The sequence below is a fragment of the Shewanella sp. W3-18-1 genome (assembly GCF_000015185.1).
Classification (GTDB): domain Bacteria; phylum Pseudomonadota; class Gammaproteobacteria; order Enterobacterales; family Shewanellaceae; genus Shewanella; species Shewanella putrefaciens.
Genome location: NC_008750.1, coordinates 1340654 through 1361021 on the forward strand (window position 1 = coordinate 1340654; position 20368 = coordinate 1361021).

The following is a 20368-nucleotide window of genomic DNA, read 5'->3' on the forward strand; positions in this document are numbered from 1 at the left end:
TTGTAATATTGCTACAGTTTTGATGTTTCATTGCAAAGGTAAGCACTAGCGACAGGGTTGTTAGTGCCTATCTTGGAGGCAGTATCATGTTTCTAGCTCAAGAGATTATTCGTAAAAAACGTAATGGTTTAGCGCTAAGTCCTGCAGAAATACAGTTTTTTGTTCAAGGTATCACTACTAACGCAGTATCCGAAGGCCAGATCGCTGCATTCGGTATGGCAGTGTACTTTAATGACATGAATATGGATGAAAGAATCGCTTTGACGACGGCAATGCGTGATTCTGGCACTGTACTTAATTGGCAATCATTGGGACTCAATGGCCCTGTTATCGACAAACACAGCACTGGCGGTGTGGGCGATGTGATTAGCCTTATGCTTGGCCCTATGGCTGCGGCTTGTGGTGGTTATGTGCCTATGATTTCTGGGCGTGGCCTAGGCCATACGGGCGGCACGCTCGATAAGTTTGATGCGATTCCAGGTTATCAAACTGAGCCATCAAGCGAACTATTTCGCAAAGTCGTTAAAGAGGTCGGTGTCGCCATTATTGGTCAGACAGGTGATCTCGTTCCTGCCGATAAACGCTTCTATTCTATCCGTGATAATACCGCTACCGTTGAATCTATTTCCCTCATCACAGCGTCGATTCTGTCTAAGAAATTAGCCTGCAATTTAGATGCACTCGCTATGGATGTAAAAGTCGGTAGTGGCGCTTTTATGCCTACCTATGAGGCTTCTGAAGAGTTAGCGCGCAGTATTACTGCTGTAGCCAATGGTGCGGGAACGAAGACCACAGCATTACTTACCGACATGAACCAAGTGCTAGCCTCCTGTGCCGGTAACGCGGTTGAAGTGAAAGAAGCCATTGACTTCTTAACAGGTGCTTACCGTAACCCACGTCTATATGAAGTGACTATGGGCCTTTGTGCTGAGATGTTGCTCCTTGGCGGTCTTGCAAGCAATGAAACTGAGGCTCGCGCTAAACTCAATCGTGTGCTCGATAACGGCCGTGCCGCTGAAATTTTTGGCAAGATGGTCTCAGGGCTTGGTGGGCCAGTCGATTTTGTTGAAAACTACAGTAAGTACCTACCGCAATCACAGATTATTCGCCCTGTATTTGCCGATGCAAAGGGTTATGCCTATAGCATGGATACCCGAGAGCTTGGTTTAGCTGTGGTGACTCTCGGTGGTGGACGCAGAAAGCCTGGCGATGCACTAGACTATAGTGTTGGTTTAACCCAAGTCTGTGCCCTTGGTGATAAAATTGATTCATCAACGCCTATTGCCGTTATCCACGCACAGTCTGAAGCTGCCTTTACAGAAGCGGAAAATGCGGTGAAAAAAGCGATTCACATAGGTGAAACCGCCCCAGAAAAAACACCTGAGATCTACGCTTACATTCGTGCAGCGGATCTTTAAGGAAAAATGATGAAACGTACCATTATTATGATGTTGGACTCCTTTGGAGTCGGTGCTTCTGCTGATGCAGCAAGCTTTGGTGATGTCGGTTCCGATACCTTTGGTCATATTGCTAAAGCGTGCGCTGAAGGCAAAGCCGATATAGGCCGAGAAGGCCCACTTAAATTACCTAATTTAGCGCGCTTAGGCTTAGGCCATGCGGCGATGGAAAGTACGGGAGCCTTTGCGCCTGGTTTTGGCGACAATGTTGAGCTGATTGGTGCTTATGGTCACGCTCAAGAGTTAAGTTCAGGTAAAGATACCCCGAGCGGCCACTGGGAGATGGCGGGGGTTCCCGTGCTATTCGAGTGGGGCTATTTCAGCGAGCATCAAAATTCTTTCCCTAAAGAATTGACGGATAAAATCTTAGCAAGAGCTGGGCTTGATGGGTTTTTAGGTAATTGCCATGCTTCAGGTACGACAATACTTGAAGAGTTAGGCGAAGAACATATGCGTTCTGGTAAGCCTATTTTTTATACCTCGGCGGATTCTGTTTTTCAAATCGCCTGCCATGAAGAAACCTTCGGTTTAGACAATCTTTATCGTCTTTGCGAAATCACCCGTGAAGAGTTAGCGCCTTATAACATAGGTCGCGTGATTGCCCGTCCATTTAATGGTACTGGCCCAAGTGATTTTGCCCGTACTGGTAACCGTAAGGATTACTCCTTAGAGCCTCCAGCAAAAACCGTTTTAGACAAGCTGAAAGCGGCTGGCGGTGAGGTGGTGAGTGTGGGTAAGATTGCCGACATTTATGCTTACTGTGGTATCACTAAAAAAGTGAAAGCGAATGGTCTTGAAGACCTCTTTGATGCCACCTTAGCCGAGGTGAAATCTGCTGGCGATAACACTATAGTGTTTACTAACTTTGTTGATTTCGACTCCCATTACGGTCATCGCCGTGATGTTGCGGGCTATGCTAAGGGGCTGGAATATTTCGATGCCCGTTTACCTGAAATGCTCGCATTATTGGGTGAAGATGATTTGCTGATTTTAACGGCTGATCATGGCTGCGATCCAACATGGCAAGGCACTGACCATACCCGTGAGTATGTACCAGTACTGGCCTATGGCGCGGGTTTAAAAGCAGGATCGCTTGGCCGTCGTAACAGCTTTGCCGATATCGGCCAATCCATTGCTAGCCATTTTAAGCTTGAGCCAATGGCCTATGGCGAGTCGTTTATCTAATTACACATACAAGATATCGATTTGGCGGCTGACATTGAGTCGCCAGTAAACAAAGACTTAAGTCTTAATAAAATAAACAGGGGTTATTTCGATGGCAACACCACACATTAATGCTGTAGAGGGCGCATTCGCTGAGACAGTTTTGTTTCCTGGCGATCCATTACGTGCAAAATATATTGCTGAAACATTCTTAGAAAATGTTGAGCAAGTGACTGATGTTCGAAACATGCTAGGTTTTACTGGTACCTACAAAGGTAAGCGTATTTCTGTCATGGGTTCAGGCATGGGGATTCCTTCATGCTCTATCTATGCAACTGAATTGATTCGTGATTATGGCGTTAAAAACCTGATCCGAGTGGGTACTTGCGGCGCGATCAGCACTGACGTTAAAGTACGCGATGTGATCATCGGTATGGGCGCATGTACTGATTCACAAGTAAACCGTTTACGTTTTAAAGGTCAAGATTTTGCTGCTATTGCTAACTATGAGCTGATGAATGCGGTTATCGAGTCAGCTAAAGTCAAAGGCACTAAAATCCGCGTAGGTAATATTTTCTCTGCTGATCTGTTCTACACTCCTGAGCCACAAATGTTCGATGTGATGGAAAAGATGGGCGTATTAGGCGTAGAGATGGAAGCCGCTGGTTTATACGGCGTTGCTCATGAGTTTGGTGCGCGCGCCCTGTGTGTTGTGACTGTATCAGATCATATCCGCACTGGTGAAAAGACGTCTGCAGAAGAACGTCAAACTACATTCAATGACATGATCATCATGACGTTAGAAGCGGCGATTACACTGTAAATTTTACTTTGTAAGAATGTGCTAATAAAAAGGGTTCGCATTGCGAACCCTTTTTTATGCCAACTTTTAGCCGCTTTCTATTCGACTTTATTATTAATAGTTTGGTTATTAGAAATTGGCTGTTTATTGCTTATCTAGAGTTTAGCTATCTAGAGTTTTGATTTGTCCTATCTACCGAAATAGAGATTAACCTGTTGAATCAGTGTCGAGATCACTTAGCTCATTGGGCGCCGAGGTTTCAGTCGTTGCTTTATTTGCATGTTTTACCTTACGGACACTTTTAACTTTAGGTTTTACTTTTACAGGCGTTGCCTGATCCGCATTGTTTGTCGCGTTTTCAACTTCGCGACTTGCTTCTAACGTTAATAATTTCTCTGACGTTTTTTCGGCCTTAGTTTGCACGCTTGCCTGGGTGGGCTTATCAACACTGGTCTCTGTCACTGCTTTTGGCGCTTTAGTAGGCTTAGCTGCTTTTTCTTGTGGATTATCAGTGGTCGACACCGCTTTATCTTCGGTTAGCTCTTGCGCCAAACCATCATTAACACTTTCTGATGGCTCTTCAGCTGATGATCGTTTCTTAGGTTTTTTCGGCGCTTGACGCAACTTAACCCGAAAGCGGCGGCGGTCGAAGTCGGCACGTTTGAAAGACAAAGAGCGCGAAAGCAACATGCCTATTAAGCCTGCAACCAGCAGCATGATTTGCTGCTGCTCCATATTTAAACTATGCGCTTCTTTAATTTCGTTAAAGAACAGTTTGGTATCGAGTCTAACTTCGACATAACCTAGGTTTTTACCTTCTTGAAGTACGGGTTCTACATAGGGAGGATACTTACTGAGGAGCTGAACCATTTCCTCTGAATCAGGATCTAACACATCTTTGGTGATGCTTTGCGCGAAGGATAACCGAATACCTTGATCACTGAATATGGCTGCGGACATCACCTTTGGATCTTCAACAAGCGCACTTGCTAGCCATTGTAATTGCTCATCATTTTGCAGTTGTAGCGCGGGTGCAGCACCGTAAGCCGTTTGCTGAACCAGTAATCTGGCCATCTTTTGTGTTTGGGACTTTAGAAGCAACTGACCTTGTAGTAGGCTTGTCTGCCACAATTGCACTAAGCCCACCATCAAGGTCAAGGCAATGGCGATTTGGAGTAGTCTGCTAATTTTATGGCTTTTCTTAAGCCCTTTAAGATATAACACTTTGACCCTTAACATTTAGAGCGCTTACCTAATCATAATGGATTATGAGTAAGCCCGATAGTTGGAGAACACGAGTCCTATGGAAAGCTTAAACCAAGATGCGCTTTTTTTATGGTTAGCGACTAACCCTTCGCCACGGTTTGAATACCAAGGGCATCTCTTTGGGGCTTATCAAGAGTCTGATACTCCACCATCGGGAACGCTTGTGCGTGTTAGGATTATTTATCAAGAGATAAGTGCACAAAAATCCCTTGCTGAGTGGCTAATCGCATTAGCGAGTACGCTCAAGTTACCCCATGTTTATATTGCGTCAATCAAACGTCAAGTGGCTTTGCATTGTATTGAACTTGCTTTACCCCTTGAGCTATCGTCCGATAGGGTAACGATGTTTCCCTATGATTTGGCAGAGTTGCATGTTTTTAATACTGATTTACCCAAATTAAGTGTACCAGGGTTACTTGTGATGGATATGGATTCAACTGCGATTCAAATCGAATGCATCGACGAATTAGCCGCGATGGCCGGCGTTGGGGAGCAAGTGGCGGCAATAACCGAAAGGGCCATGCAGGGGGAACTTGATTTTGAGCAGAGCTTACGTCAACGAGTCGCTCAACTTAAGGGGGCAGATGCCAATATTATTACGACGTTATGCCACCAATTACCATTGATGCCAGGACTTGAATCTATGCTGGCTGAACTTAAATCCCATGGTTGGCGTTTAGTGGTGGCATCTGGTGGCTTTACACCTTTTGTGGGGCACTTAAAGCAACTGTTAAATTTAGATGCGGCCTTTGCTAATGAGTTAGTGATTACTGACGCTAAACTGGCGGGCACAGTGACGGGTAAGGTCGTTGATGCACAATATAAGGCTGATGTCGTAGCGCATTGCAGCGCGCAGTGGAATATCCCTCGGGGACAAAGAGTGGCTATTGGTGATGGTGCCAATGATATTCCTATGGTCAAAGCGGCAGATTTTGGCATTGCATTCCATGCTAAACCTAAGTTAGCTGCAGCGGCGGATGCCAATATTCGCCATCTCGACTTGCGGGTGTTGCCTTACTTGTTACAAAACTAAGTTATCCATTTATTGAAATTAATTGATATAAAAACAGGGGTTAGAGTAATGACTCTTGTTTTTTCAATGTGAACTGGTAGTTTAGTTCTACTTAATAAACTGCCAGTGACTTATTTTGACTCCGTTTATTGCTAGTGCGACTTCAGCCATTTCACAAACTTCACTCTATATTCCCTATCGGGATGGACAGTTACATCTGCGTCAGTTATTACCCGCGAAACCTCATTTCTCAAAAACTCCCATTCTAATGCTCCACGGAGCCATGTCTAATGGAAGGGTGTTTTATAGCCAAAGTGGTCGTGGTCTTGGGTGTTTTTTGGCCAGGGCTGGTTTTATCGTTTATGTGCTTGATACCGCCGGAAGAGGACTTAGTGTTCCCAAGATTACCCGAGGATTTACCTTAGGCCAGGGAGAAGTTATTCGTGAGCAGATCCCTTTAGTGCAGCAGTTTATTTTGAATTTACATCAAAAGGCCTGCCACGATCTTGCTGTTACTGCGCCATCGCAAGTGCATTGGTGCGCGCATTCTTGGGGCGGTGTGTTAATGGCGAGTAGCTTGGCCCGTTACCCAGAGCTACAACAAAACGTTCGTTCATTGCTCACTTTCGGCAGCAAACGTACTATCCGAGTAAAGTCTTTTAAAAAATGGTTGATGGTCGATGTCTTCTGGAATCGACTTGCCCCGAGTCTAGCGATGGGGCAAGGTTACCTTGCTGCAGATAAATTGCGTGTTGGTATGGATAATGAGAGCCGTGCCTCGTTAGTTCAAAGTATCGATTGGGTGCGGGGTGAATGGTGTGATCATGATGATGGATTTGATTATGCAAAGGCTGCAGCCAATACCCAATGGCCGCCAGCTTGGTTTATTGCGGGGCAAAATGACACTGTATTAGGTCATCCAGAAGATGTCGCCGATATGATTACCGAATGTGGATTCAAACGGGTTAAATTTACTTTATTATCAAAAATAAACGGTTTTAAACAGGATTATGGGCATGGGGATATGTTGACCCATTTAGATGCAGTAAGTGATCATTTTCCGTTGATCCGTGACTGGTATTTAGCTTTTGATCTTTGTGTATTAAAGGATTAGTTACGCATAGCATCAATTAACACTTTTTTGATGTAATGCAGGATATCTCAGTTCTACTTCTTGGGTGATATCCAGTAATTCCCCCACACCAATAATGCGCCATAGTTGTTCTTCTAGCTGTTTAGCTTTGTGATTTGCATGAATATTAATATATTCAAGCTCGCGGCGAAGATAGCTCATATCGGGTTTTTCCGTTGCACCGCGGTAGATGCGTAATGCCATAAATCGTCCCGCAATTTTACTCTGATGAATAAAAGCGAGCTTCGTTTGTGTGTTAATTATTTCGTTTGCTAGTACGCATTTTAGGTGGATTTGCCCTCGAGATTGGCGTGTCAGTTGGATGAATACTTCAATAAAATCCATATCTTGTTGGGGTTTCATTTGACGTATAGGATCGAGAATATCACGCTTAAAAAAGCCATCCTTGAGCAGCGGCCCCAAATTGTATTGCAGTATATCTGAGGTGCCAGCAGCAAAAATAGCACTGATATCATCCTGTTCTGTACCAATACCAAGGCAGGCTATTTGAGCTGATTTAGTGGTTTTTTCAACAAAATAGGGTACAGAACATAGATGATGCAGCAGAATGTTTTTTAAGCCATCGGCGAGTTCTTTTGCTTCGTTATCGTTTTGTGTCAGTTGTTCGAGTTTTTCCTTATTGTGGGCAATGAGTTTATTTAAAAACTCGACCCCTACATGGGGGGTATGACCCATAATGGCAGTTAAATGCAAGGTGACACCATTTTTTCGCGTTCTCACTAAACGATAGGGAAGGTGATCGAGTTGAGTTTTACCCGCAATCGTTTGTAACTTTGGAAAGCTGAGCATCAGAGGTTTATTCGATGAGAACTCCGTTGGATGATCTAGGGTTAACTGCATACCTCTACTGGATATATCTAGGCTAATTCCCGAGGCTTTTAGCTCATCTTGTGAAATATTCACTAAGGTTTTAAAAGCAAAACGGGCTTCTTGTCTACGCTCACTAAACTGCATTGAAATGGATTTAATTGGGTGTGTGGTTAGCTTTTGTTGGGCAAAGGTTTTCAGAGCATTGACATTACTATTATCTTGCCAAGCTTTATAGTCAGCCCTTGCTTCTTCATTTGTAAGATCGACAAGTTGTAGCAAATGGCTGAACTGAGCAAGTTGTTGTTCGACGATGGGGCTGTATTTAGCTTCATCCCCCGGTAATGTAGCGCGACGGTATCCCTTAGCGTGGTAGATTTTATCTTGGGTGAGCTTAAAGATGCGCCAACTTGGTTTTGTCGATGCAAAACCTAAAAATAATGGCATCATGCCCTTAGCTTTTAGCTCTGCTAAGGTTGCAGAATAAAAACATAAGCATCCCTGAGCGTTATAAGTAAAGCTAAAAAATAATCCATGATCTGGATCTTCAGGATGATTGAGTAATGCGGATAGCCTAGTTTGCGTTAGCATGGCGGGTAATTGGCTGACATCATTTTCATCCTGAAAATAATGTACTATTTGTTGGTTATCGCGGCTGAGTAACATATGACTCAAGCCTTGGGTTTGGCTATTGAAGTAGAGCGGTAAATGTGGCAAATGCGGTAAATAATGGCGCTCCAATCCTAAACCAGAGGCGGTAACTAGGACATCGTTAACATCTAATTTATAACGTAATTTGTAACCACGGATCAAATTGCTGAGCATTTGCCCAAGGGCCTCAGTGCCACTAATACGTTTAAGTCTTAACCAAATAAACTCACTATTGGTTTGTTTGTCGACGATTTCGTAGTCGACACCGAGTTGGAGGTCTGGATAATAGTATTCTTCACTAAGCTCAAGCAGTTTTACTTTTAACGGTTTATCAAGATCAAATGGATGATTCGCCGGAAGTCGAATACGAGCGCCATTGACGGAGAGATCGGCTGTAATGCCTGGCAGCTCTCCACGTCCAATTTGTGAGGCCATAATACGAATGCTGTAATTCATTCGTTCTTCAGTGCGATTAAAATAACTTCCCAAAACAACGCCTGGCACCATAAAAGGCTCAGGTTCTATCGCAGCATCCGCTTGTTGTATACCTTGGCGTAATTTTTGGCGACGTTGTTGATGAGCCGCGATAACATATTCATATACTCCTAGCGTATATTGATTACGATAAAGTGACATGGCTTCTTGAAGACTATGTTTGGCGGGTTCATCTAAAAAGTGGCGTTGTTGGCCGAGCATAGCTTCAGTGCAGGGAAGCTCAGATTTATCCCTAAGATCGATAATGCGTGTACAAGGCGACGCCAAACGATTGAGTTCCATTTTTAATAGAAAACGTGTCGAATTGGTTTCATCAATCGTTAGCTGCTGGAAAATCTCTTGGAAGTTAGGTTCCATGAGCAGCGGCTTAAGTTGTTCGATGAGTGCACTGTGGTTATCTAAACTCATATAGGGTTCTTTTCTAATGCTTATTAATACCCAAGCTACCTGAATATACGAGTTTCAGCATCTTCAGGTTGTTTGGGTATATGCCGTGCTGTGTTAGTCTTATGTCGGCAGTATTCACAGTTACTTAAATTTATTTTATACAGATTTTAATGAGTTATGGCAAAGAATAAAACTGCGTACGTGTGTAATGAGTGTGGGCAAGACTTTCCTCGTTGGCAAGGCCAATGTAGCGCCTGCCAAGAATGGAATACGATTACCGAAGTTAGACTCGGTGCTGCTTCGCCTGGGCGAGGGACTAAGTTTGCAGGTTATGCAGGGGCAAGTAGTAGTGAAGTCAAAACCTTAGATCAAATCGATTTGAATGCGTTACCGCGAATTTTGAGTCACTTTGGAGAACTCGACCGAGTGCTGGGGGGCGGGATTGTCCCGGGTTCAGCGATTCTTATCGGTGGTCACCCTGGAGCCGGTAAAAGTACCCTGTTGTTGCAAACGCTCTGTTATTTGGCTGAACAAATGCCTGCATTATACGTAACGGGTGAAGAGTCTTTACAGCAGGTTGCCATGCGCGCCCATCGTTTGGGTTTACCGACCAATAAATTACGGATGTTATCGGAAACCAGTGTCGAGCAAATTTGTGAGGTTGCCCTAAAAGAATTACCTAAGGTGATTGTGGTTGATTCGATTCAGGTCATGCATATGAGTGATGTGGCATCAAGTCCTGGCAGTGTATCGCAGGTACGAGAGTCTGCTTCTTATTTGACGCGTTTTGCGAAACAAAATGGTATAGCCGTGATTATGGTGGGCCATGTCACTAAGGACGGTAGCCTTGCAGGCCCTAAGGTGCTTGAGCATTGTATTGATTGTTCAGTGATGTTTGAGGGGGATAGTGACAGTCGTTACCGTACCTTGCGTTCCCACAAAAACCGTTTCGGTGCAATCAATGAGTTAGGTGTATTTGCCATGACAGAGCGCGGCTTAAAAGAAGTCGCTAATCCTTCAGCTATCTTCCTTTCCCGTGGTGAAGAGGAATCGTCTGGTTCTTTAGTGATGGTGGTGTGGGAAGGTACGCGTCCGCTGTTAGTAGAACTGCAAGTGCTGGTGGATAACTCGGCTATGTCTAATCCGCGCCGCGTGGCTGTTGGGATGGATGCAAACCGTTTAGCCATGTTACTGGCGGTTATGCATCGCCATGGCGGTTTGCAAATGTCGGATCAGGATGTGTTTGTTAACGTAGTCGGTGGCGTTAAAGTGACGGAAACCAGTGCGGACTTAACCCTATTACTGGCAATGGTATCGAGTTTTCGTGGCGAGATTTTACCCAGTGATTTGGTCGCATTTGGTGAAGTCGGGTTATCGGGCGAAATTCGGCCAGTGCCAAATGGACAAGAGCGATTAATCGAAGCGGCTAAACATGGTTTTAAACGAGCGATAGTCCCTAAGGCTAATGTGCCTAAAAAGCCTCCTATAGGGATGGAAGTTATCGGTGTTTCAAAACTATCAGAAGCCTTAGAGGCGATTTAGCTTAGTGGTTGAGTGCACCCCAATATAAGCAATGCTTATATTGGGGTTAATAAGTGCGCTTAATGGGCGTTATTGTGTTCTTCAATAAAAAATGCAAGTTCTCGGTTAAGCAGAGTAGCATCGCCAAGATTGAGCTCAACCATGCGTTTAAGATGGCTAATGCTATCGACATCAATAAAGTTACATTTTAAACCAAGCTGGGCGTTTCTTTGATGGACTAACTCGGTTTCCATTTGCAGTTCAATATCGGATTCAGGCAGGGTAAAACTTAGCCGAATCGGTTTTCCTGAGTTAATAAAGTCATGTGGTTCTTCAACCAATGCGCCATTAAGGCTGAGGTCGAGAATGGTGGTTTGCCAATGCTCGTTTCCTTGGTGCAGTGATGCGCTGGCAGCGAATAAAATCCGCGAAAATTTGCGCCTCTCGTCCATAACCAATTCTTTTCCTTTCATAGTTTTACCAACGGTAGCCTTAATGTGGAGAGTTCTAAGCATAAGTCATATTCATCTGGCTGTAAAAGCGAGTGCGTTTTTTATTCAATAACCCAACTTAGATCGCATATTACATTTTCATTAATAGTGAATTGTGAGCGTGTTTTGATGTCAGGTGTTTTGTGCATCTGATTAGTTTGGTCTTGTTCTGACAGAGTATTAATGGTTTTTCCGTGATCTAAAACGACAGTGATGCCATAAGATTTGGTTGTTTGTTGAACAACTGATTTCGGATTTTATCACTAATTTTTTATCGAAGTGCTGGCGATGTCTTAGCTATCCTTGGGATATTCCAGTATCATCCGCGGCCAACAACGGCTGCGTCAATATGGTTAATGTGTTTTAGCCATTGCGAAGTATCACTGCTTGCAGATCATGGATTTTTCCCGCAGTAGGAAAATGATGTGGATCTCTCACCCAAATTCGATGGATTTGGGGCTCTAATCTGCCGCAGCCAGCGTCGCCAATCGTGTTTTTTACACTCTGGTATCGACCCTAATTTTAAGAGATCACAAGGTATAACTACATTATGTCTGAGCACTTAAGTTCAACAACCGTATCCTCAGGTTCATTTCTAAACCGTTACTTTTCAATTCATCAACGTGGTAGCACAGTTCGCCAAGAAGTCATTGCAGGGTTAACGACCTTCCTTGCCATGGTTTATTCAGTGATTGTGGTACCCAATATGCTGGGACAAGCAGGATTTGATCCCGGTGCTGTATTTATTGCAACCTGTTTAATTGCTTCTTTCGGTTCTTTGCTGATGGGATTATGGGCCAACTTACCCATGGCGATTGGTTGCGCCATTTCACTCACGGCCTTTACCGCATTTAGTTTGGTACTAGGTCAGGGCATGTCGATTCCGGTCACCTTAGGTGCGATTTTCCTGATGGGTGTGACGTTTACGCTTGTGAGTGTGACAGGCATTCGTCAGTGGGTGCTCGCTAATTTACCTAAAGGCATTGCCCATGGTACTGGTATAGGTATCGGTTTGTTTTTACTCTTGATTGCTACTAACAGTGTGCAGTTGATTGTGGCAAATAGTTCAGGCTTACCCGTAAAGTTAGGTGATATTAATAGCTTACCTGTTATCGCTACTGTTATCGGTTTAGCGGCGACAATTGGTTTAGAGCGCCGTGGTGTACCAGGCGGTATTCTGTTGGTCATTATTGCGTTATCGGTATTTGGTTTAGTGTTCGATCCGAGCGTGAAATACCAAGGCTTATTTGCCTTCCCCGATTTTACCTCTGAGCATTCACTAATTGGGCAACTCGATATTATGGGCGCCTTTAATCCTGTGGTATTACCGATTGTGCTTGCTTTAGTGATGACAGCTATTTTTGATGCAACAGGCACTATTCGTGCAGTGGCAGGGCAAGCTAACCTACTGGATAAAGATGATAATATTGTTGGCGGCGGTAGAGCACTGACATCGGATTCTGTGAGTAGTATGTTTGCAGGTGTAGTCGGTGGCGCCCCTGCCGCTGTGTATATCGAGTCAGCCGCAGGCACTGCCGCGGGTGGTAAAACCGGTTTAACGGCAACGATTGTTGGCGTGTTGTTTTTGTTTATGGTTTTCCTCGCGCCTTTGAGCTACTTAGTCCCTGCTTATGCAACGGCCCCCGCGCTGATGTACGTAGGTTTATTGATGCTGAGTAATGTGGCAAAGCTCGACTTTAACGATAAAGTTGATGCTATGGCGGGATTGACTTGCGCAGTATTTATCATTTTAAGCTGCAATATTGTGACGGGCATTATGCTCGGCTTTGTCACTTTAGTGATTGGTCGTATTTGCAGTGGTGAATGGCGTAAGTTAAAGGTGGGTGTATTAGCCATTACCTTAGGCTTAGTTGTGTTTTATATGGGCGGATGGGCGATTTAACGTCACTATCTGAACGTCACTATCTGAACGTCACTATCTGAACATTACTATCTGAACATTACTATCTGATTGTAGAAAAGCCTTATTGTCGAAAAGCGAGTGCTGCCAAGGTTTAGCACTCGCTTTGATTTTGAGCACGACATTCACAATAGGCTCTTAGTAAATCCTTCCAAGTGACAATTCCGACCAAGTTCCCATTCTCTAGTACGGGTAAGCAGCCAATATTGTTATCCAGTAACAGGCGAGTTGCTGTGTCCAAGTTGATGTGAGGAGCCACTGTAATCGGGTCACGGGTCATCACTTGATGCACCCGTTTTTGCAAGGTCTCTAAATCTTTGATGGTTTCGGCGCTACTGCCAAGATTAGGACTAATTGCTCGCAGTAGATCTCGCTCAGATAGCACACCCTCTAATTGATACTCATCAACAACCAGCAAATGATGGAAACTTGCTTGATCGAATATTTCCTTTGCCACAGTGAGCCGATCGTCCATTTCGACTGTGACGACTCGGGTACTCATAATATCGGCGATGAAGATCGTCATGGTACTTCCCCTGTTAATGCACTGCATTACAGATACTTATAACAGAGTGATGTTTAATTATCCAACTCATTATTACAAAGTCTTAACCTTTAGCTGCATTAAGATTAAGTTGTACTTTGCTAAGCTAGTCCTGATCATCGTGGTCATCTTCCGGTGCGATAAACATGCGCTCAGCTTCAGGTAAATGCACGCCAATGTAGCGTTGGTATTTTTTACCTTTTAGCTTATGGGTATCGACCAGTACTAGGCCATCAATACAATCTCCAAAATCGGCATCAATACCAAAAGCGAGAAATTTAACCCCGTCAGCCCGACAGAGTTCGCCATATTGTTTGTAAAGCGTTGGAACTGCGGCGCCCATGCTCGCCAGCATTTGTTTAAGCTGTTTGAAATTATTTTGGTAATCATCATGATGATATAAGTTATCTAATTGTGCTTTTTGCTGTTGTGATAGCCCAAAGGGTGACATAGAAACAGCCATAGCTTGTGTTGGAGCAAATTCTCTCGAGTAAAAGTGCACAAGCATTTCCCGTGCACTGCCGGGAAGCTGATTACTGATGGATACAGGGCCAAATAAATAACGATATTCAGGATGTTTAGCCAGAAACGCCCCAATGCCAAACCACAGGTAGTCTAAGCTACGTTTTCCCCAATATTTTGGCTGCACAAAACTGCGACCGAGTTCTAAGCCTTGTTTGACATAGGGCATAAAACAGTCCGCATATTGAAATAGGGATTGGCTATAAAGCGCGTTATCGCCGTATTGAGCTAACACCTTATCACCACTAGCAAAACGATAGGCACCAACAATTTCGAATAGTTCTTTATCCCACAGGACAAGATGCTGATAGTAAGAGTCGTATTTATCGATATCACGGCGTTTACCTGTTCCTTCTCCCACAGCACGAAAGGCGATTTCTCGTAAGCGACCAATTTCCCTCATGATGGGATTGCTATCGTGATGCTGGTAGAGGTAGATCTGTTTCTTATCTTGAGTTTCACCCAAAAGCTCACAGTGTTGTAATGCGCTTTGTAACTCTCTTCTGGATTCAGGATGAGCGATAGCACTCTGGGTAATAAACAGCGGTTCTTTATCTTTACCTATTCGATATAAATGATTCTTCAACAGTTTTATTTTGGTTTTAAGCGGAAAATCCATCGAACGCACGGCTTCGTTGGGAATAAGCTCACCAATGCGGATAGGCATATTGCGTTTGGCTTGTTTGAACATCTCTTTGACTAATAGTAGTGTCGCCAGCGGTTTATAAATCATGGATGCGCCGTAGAAGGTGGCTGAATTTTTGGCATCAAGATAGATAGGCAATAAAGGCGCATTGCAGGAAATGGCCATTTTTAAAAAACCCGAATGCCATTGGGTATCTCTTACCCCGTTGGGTCGCAGGCGCGAGACTTCGCCCGAGGGGAAAATCAGCACAGCACCTTCATTACGCAGATGCTGGTGGATATTCTCTAAATGCTGTTTTGGTGTGCCACCTGTCATATTGCGTACGGGGAGCAAAATGGAATGTAAAGGCTCCAGTGCCATCAGGAGTTCGTTGGCAACGACTTTAATATCGGGACGAATTTCGCTGATTAACTTAATCAGTGCGAGTGCATCGAGTGAACCTATCGGATGGTTTGCGAAGATAATGACTCGTCCTTCGCAGGGGATGTTTTCAATCTCATTGGCTGGGACAGTAAAGCTAAAATCGAAACTTGCTAATACTTGCTCAACAAAGTCGATACCTTGTAAGTAGGCAAATTGATTAGCGATATCATTGCATTCTTTCTCATTAAGAAGATAACGCAGCATGGCTTTGGCGGGTTTAGCGAGCCAAGGCTTGCCATTGATCGTGGGAAGATTATGTTCAACCACGTTATCGACGGTAAAAATCATGGTATTTGCCTTAAACGCAGTCAGCGGCACCGTTTGGTTGTTATCGCTAAGGCTGCTGTTTAGCACTGGTTTATTGTGTTTTATAGCGTTATGTAATTGATTCATAATGTTAGGCAACATCCCTTGGGCGAATTTCACCAGTATTTGTGTTTGGCACCTGTTGCAGAGCCGTTTTTTGTTGTTTGCTTTTGGGCGTTTCAGGCGGCTGTTGAACTAATGCGATACTGTTGAGAATATCGAGATTGAGCGTTTGTTCATTCCAGCGGCAAAGCTGTAATTCACCTGTGAGGGTTTCAGTCATTAAGCTGCAGTTTTCGACCCAATCCCCGTCGTTAGCGTAAATAATCTGACGCTTACCTGGCGTACTGTTATTAACCGATCTTGGGTGAGTTGATAGCTCGGGTTGATGTATATGGCCGCAGATAACACCATCAACATCAAAGTGTTGGGCATAGTTGATCACGGCTTGGCGATAGCGGCTAATGGCAACCTGAGCTTTACCCACTCTGGATTTGATGTAACTTGCCAGTGACCAATAGGGGTAACCAAAGCGTTCACGTAGACGGTGAAGATGACGATTTAGAAATAACAATAAATCGTATAAGTTATCACCCAACATGGCATAAAAACGACCGACACAGACATCGGAATCAAATTGATCACCGTGGAGCATCAATAGTTTATGACCACCAATCCCTTGGTGAATATGTTGGTGGGCAATTTTGATATTCCAAAGGCTAAGCTCGGCATAGGGTTTTATCAGTTCGTCATGGTTGCCTGGTAGATAAATCACTTGGGTACCGTTTTGCGCCAACTCGATGATTTTTTGCAGCACTTTGTTGTGGCTATCTGGCCAATGTAATTTACGTTTAAGCGCCCATAAATCGACTATATCTCCCACTAAATACAAGTGCTGGCAGCGCACAGTTGTGAGCAAGCTAAGTAGATAATCAGCCTTACAATCTTTACAGCCTAAATGGATATCCGAGAGCCAAAGGGCGTTAACTGTTGTAGTGTGGCTGTTAGCTGCATTGATTAAGCTGGAAATGGTTGGCGTTGAGAAGGAGACGGTATTAATAGTGGATGGGTTGTTGGAATAGTTACTGGGACGGTTGCGGGGATGGTTGAGTGTGTGGCTAAGCGTGCGCTCAAGCCCTCTGTAGTTGGCTCCAGTCATCTGATATTCACCCTATGCGGCTGTTGACTACCTTAGAGAGTAGTCACGTGCTTTGACTGAATGATGAAGCTTAAGTGACATGCAGATGACAAAAAGGTGGATTAGCTTGGACTTAACTTGTCAAGATTCACATCAGGATGCCAGGATGCAATGAGAGCCGATAGGTTGAGTTAACTCACTTTTGCCCCAAAGTTGCTTAGACCTTTTACTCATTCGCATCCTGTTAATAAGCTTTTGCCATACTAAAAGTTATCCATTCTTCTCATGCGGTTAATCCCCGTGATGTATCACGGGGGTAAATTCCACCTTTCCTTCAGCGTTAGCTAGTCTTAAGTTCTTTTTCGATCTGTTTGTAGATGTTTGAGGTAATCTTTAATTTCATCAAAATCGGCTACTACTTCATCGAGAGTTGGACAAGGACGTATGCCTGCGGCTGTGTCGTGACCAACAAAGTCGATACAACATTTATCATACGCAAGGTGAATACGCTCTAAATCAACACTAGTAATATCATCTACTCGATTTAATCTTTGCAGATGCACACCTCTTTCGAACCTATTAACGACTTTATTTAATAGTTTCTCTTCAACCAATCGCTCCCATGCTTCACGCAGAAAACTATAGAAAACCGCAGCAGCTTCTCTAAATTCAGTCTCTGTTCCTGTCTCATCAATCTTTCGAAGCTTTTGGAGCTTAGTAGTTAAAACTCCAATTCGTTTCGATGTAGGAAGCGCGTCCCAAGGAGGGTTGGTTCTTACAAGGCCGGAGTTACTTCTAGATCTTTCGAGGCTGATGCAATTGACCTTATCTTGCTTTAGGCTATCTGAAGCTTCTAGTAGTAGCTTGTAGAATACTATGTCGTGAGTAAATACAATGACTTGGCGTTCTAGTGATTCCTCTATTAACCTTTTTGCGACTTTTGCACTCCATTGATGGCTAAGCGAATTCACTGGATCATCAAATAGAACAGCAGATCTTCTAGAATCAGCTTTCATTTCTGATAAAAAGCTCGCTATTGCTATACACCTTTGTTCACCTTCACTAGCAACTTTACCAACAACAGATTCGTTTGAGTTTGCTAGCTCTAATTTAAATTGCTGTTGTCCGGCTTTATTTCTTGTTTTAACGTTGATGTCAAATCTATTAAAACCAAAGGATTTAAGTTCTTTCACAAAAGACTCTTTTAGTGGCTCTATAACACCTTGTGAATAAATCCTAGCTGACAACGTTGATATACTTCTCGTAGCGCACTGATCTGAGATCTTGTTTAACTTAGCGACTATTTTTGACCGTCTTACATTAGTTATGATGTTTGCTTTGTGTTTGGCAACATAGGCTCGATCTGTTAATTCGGTCAGTCTTGCTTGTTTTTTTGCCACAAATTCGTTGTTACTGCTTTGCTGTTCAAGTTCTCCGATTTGCGTGAACAGCTCTTTATCTATTTCCCGCAATGCTTGGAAATGAGACAAGCTAATTTCGTCTAATGACTCGGGTAGCACAGAACCTGATAAAACAGCCTGTCTGTTTATTAAACTCTGATTTAATTTCTCAAGCCCAACTTTTAACCCAGGTTTAATTACGTCAAGTTCATTCAATACACCTTCAAATTGGGCAATATTCAAACTCAAAGATTTAACGACAGATTTAGCCTGAATTAGCGATTTCAATGCTTCAGCTGTATTTTTTGCAGCCTTGTCATTAAGAAAAGCTTCGAGTTCTTGTAGTTTGTCGGCCGACGTCTCTTGGATATCTTGTAAGCATAACGGACAGGAATCACCTTTTGTTGGAGGGAATTTCTGGCCTTTATTTTCTTTTACCAAGAAGTCTTTTGCTGCTCCCCAAAGGACAGTCCATTGTGTATCACAAATATTATCAAACGGCAGATCACTCAGTGTTTTTTGTCTCAAAGCATCAGATACTTGTTTCTTTTTTTGATAGTCGAGATCTAAACTTTTTAACACTTCGAAGTTACTAGGACCGAGTACTTCGATAGGTCTTTTGTATGACTCAAGTAAAGGGGAAATATAACTACGCTGCTTAATTAAACTCTTTCTGATTTGTTCTGGCGATTTGGCCATGTCGCTAACCAGCTCGTCCTGCAATGGTTTTATAGATTCAATTTCGTCCTTAGTTGCGCAGTGCAATTCAATATCAGCTTCATTTGTTAACTCTGAAATTTGATTAAGGAACAATGCAGCTTTACTTTGTGAATTTAACGATGAAATAGCAACAAAACCGTTACCACTCATGACATCTTCACTTATTCTATTTTTTATACTTTCCACAACCTTTGTAAGCTCTGTGATTAAGTTCAAACCTACTGGTTTATAACCTAAAGCATCTTCATTAGATAAATAGTGGTGTGCTGAAGATGTATCGAATACACGAATAGACTTAGCTGCATTATTGTTTGATGCCCCATTACTCCAAGTTAATTCTGTCGGTGTGTTATCAATCTCGAGTGTGAGTAAAGCTTGAGGAGGTTTAGGTGCAGAAGTGAAAACATTACCCGCGATAGGTTTCAATGCTCCCCGAGTCAAACACGCATGTTTTAAAATAGACGTATAGCTCGACTTACCGGCTCCATTGTCTCCATATACGATAGTTAATCCATCTTTTCTAAAATCTAATTTTTGATCTTCCGCTAACGCAGCAACACCTTCAACTTGAGACAAGCTAATCAGTCGAACCGAGTTTTCTTCGGCCATGTAGCCCGATATATCAATCGGTGATAACAACTGCTCATGGTTTGGGTGTTTCGGTTCCAAGCCCTCAACACTCTTCGCAAAATTGAAAATAAAATCGATATGGTTTTGGTTTAGCTCTCCTTCTTCAAGAGCAACCTTTAGTGCTAGATTCCACCATACGGGCTTATCCTTGGACCACTCTACTATTGATTCTACCGCATTCATCATCATTAACCTTAACACGCCAAATAAGAGCCTAGTATAATAGAGTTCAATTGCATTTAGGTGTAAAGAATTGGTTTGTCGTCTAACAACGTGCGTAAAATCAACAAGTAATAGAATTATTCATAATATTTATTATCTTCTCGAATCATTTCTTTGATAATCCACAGAGCCTAGATGTAAATAAGCCGAACTCAATGAGTCCGGCTTCTTTTTGATTGATATGATCCAAAAGGAGGACTGGCTAATCCAACAAACAAGGTTTCTTCCTAATCCCAATTGTAGTTGATGAGTAAATTTAGCCACTTGACTAGAGGTTTTGTAATACACAAGATAATCCGTTAAATGCTAATTTAGTAAAACCACTAACGAGCTTTTGTCCCAAGACAAGTTGCATATCTACTTTAAAACAAACAGGCTACACTGATGTTAAACAGGTGAGCCATGATGATTGGCGAGACGACCGTCCGCCCCATGGACGGGGCGGTCGAGCATCCACGGATGGACTCGCTGCGTGTCGGTGAGCGAATGCCATGGCTCATCATAAGCCAGCACTTAAAGAATTAAATGACCAAGTTTGATCCTCAGCAGTGCTATCCAGAAATTCTTAAAGTACTTCTGTCCAAAACTGAGTTGTGTGGTTACGAGTGGCGTTTGTACGCTTTAGTCACACAATATAATCAAAACTGTCAATTCGTGTATGAGTGAGTACAAAAAAAGGGGAGTCAGTTA

General features: G+C 43.3%; 14 protein-coding genes. 7 read left to right on the forward strand and 7 right to left on the reverse strand.

All coding sequences use genetic code 11. From position 1 onward, the window contains the following. Positions 1–86: 86 nt before the first annotated feature. From deoA to deoD, 3 genes are all read left to right on the forward strand, one after another. Positions 87–1418: a thymidine phosphorylase gene (gene deoA, locus SPUTW3181_RS06140; RefSeq protein WP_011788541.1), complete on the forward strand. Its 1332-nt coding sequence runs from the start codon at positions 87–89 to the stop codon at positions 1416–1418. A 9-nt stretch (positions 1419–1427) separates the two neighbouring features. Further along, positions 1428–2642, forward strand: coding sequence for a phosphopentomutase (locus SPUTW3181_RS06145; protein WP_011788542.1), 1215 nt, complete (start codon positions 1428–1430; stop codon positions 2640–2642). 91 nt (positions 2643–2733) lie between these two features. After that, positions 2734–3444, forward strand: coding sequence for a purine-nucleoside phosphorylase (deoD, locus tag SPUTW3181_RS06150; RefSeq protein ID WP_011788543.1), 711 nt, complete (start codon positions 2734–2736; stop codon positions 3442–3444). A 186-nt stretch (positions 3445–3630) separates the two neighbouring features. On the opposite strand, the gene SPUTW3181_RS06155 is transcribed toward deoD, so the two are convergent. Next, positions 3631–4647: an AhpA/YtjB family protein gene (locus SPUTW3181_RS06155; protein WP_157037403.1), complete on the reverse strand. Its 1017-nt coding sequence runs from the start codon at positions 4645–4647 to the stop codon at positions 3631–3633. A 79-nt stretch (positions 4648–4726) separates the two neighbouring features. On the opposite strand from SPUTW3181_RS06155, the gene serB reads away from it, so the two are divergent. Both serB and SPUTW3181_RS06165 read left to right on the forward strand, forming a co-directional pair. Beyond that, positions 4727–5722: a phosphoserine phosphatase SerB gene (gene serB, locus SPUTW3181_RS06160; protein ID WP_011788545.1), complete on the forward strand. Its 996-nt coding sequence runs from the start codon at positions 4727–4729 to the stop codon at positions 5720–5722. Positions 5723–5837: 115 nt separating this feature from the next. Continuing rightward, a complete protein-coding gene (locus SPUTW3181_RS06165) occupies positions 5838–6815 on the forward strand; it encodes an alpha/beta fold hydrolase (protein ID WP_011788546.1) in 978 nt (325 codons plus the stop codon). Positions 6816–6827: 12 nt separating this feature from the next. Here the strand turns inward: SPUTW3181_RS06165 and SPUTW3181_RS06170 are convergent, their stop codons facing one another. Further along, positions 6828–9215 carry a PilZ domain-containing protein gene (locus SPUTW3181_RS06170; RefSeq protein WP_011788547.1) on the reverse strand — a complete coding sequence of 796 codons (2388 nt, stop codon included), beginning with the start codon at positions 9213–9215 and terminating at the stop codon, positions 6828–6830. Positions 9216–9371: 156 nt separating this feature from the next. Here SPUTW3181_RS06170 and radA point away from each other — a divergent pair, with 156 nt between their 5' ends. Next, positions 9372–10736: a DNA repair protein RadA gene (radA, locus tag SPUTW3181_RS06175; protein ID WP_011788548.1), complete on the forward strand. Its 1365-nt coding sequence runs from the start codon at positions 9372–9374 to the stop codon at positions 10734–10736. Between the two features lie 59 nt (positions 10737–10795). Here radA and SPUTW3181_RS06180 read toward each other — a convergent pair whose 3' ends face one another. Next, the gene (locus SPUTW3181_RS06180; protein ID WP_011788549.1) at positions 10796–11167 is read right to left on the reverse strand and encodes a PilZ domain-containing protein; all 372 of its coding nucleotides are present in this window, start codon (positions 11165–11167) and stop codon (positions 10796–10798) included. Positions 11168–11756: 589 nt separating this feature from the next. On the opposite strand from SPUTW3181_RS06180, the gene SPUTW3181_RS06185 reads away from it, so the two are divergent. Then, positions 11757–13109, forward strand: coding sequence for an NCS2 family permease (locus SPUTW3181_RS06185; RefSeq protein WP_011788550.1), 1353 nt, complete (start codon positions 11757–11759; stop codon positions 13107–13109). 112 nt (positions 13110–13221) lie between these two features. Here the strand turns inward: SPUTW3181_RS06185 and SPUTW3181_RS06190 are convergent, their stop codons facing one another. From SPUTW3181_RS06190 to SPUTW3181_RS06205, 4 genes are all read right to left on the reverse strand, one after another. After that, a complete protein-coding gene (locus SPUTW3181_RS06190) occupies positions 13222–13653 on the reverse strand; it encodes a CBS domain-containing protein (protein ID WP_011788551.1) in 432 nt (143 codons plus the stop codon). Positions 13654–13777: 124 nt separating this feature from the next. Further along, the gene (locus SPUTW3181_RS06195; RefSeq protein WP_011788552.1) at positions 13778–15670 is read right to left on the reverse strand and encodes a GNAT family N-acyltransferase; all 1893 of its coding nucleotides are present in this window, start codon (positions 15668–15670) and stop codon (positions 13778–13780) included. Next, positions 15660–16727: a UDP-2,3-diacylglucosamine diphosphatase gene (locus SPUTW3181_RS06200; protein WP_011788553.1), complete on the reverse strand. Its 1068-nt coding sequence runs from the start codon at positions 16725–16727 to the stop codon at positions 15660–15662. The genes SPUTW3181_RS06195 and SPUTW3181_RS06200 overlap by 11 nt, the downstream gene beginning before the upstream one ends. Positions 16728–17056: 329 nt before the next feature. Further along, positions 17057–19645, reverse strand: coding sequence for an AAA family ATPase (locus SPUTW3181_RS06205; RefSeq protein WP_227498146.1), 2589 nt, complete (start codon positions 19643–19645; stop codon positions 17057–17059). Positions 19646–20368 lie beyond the last annotated feature (723 nt).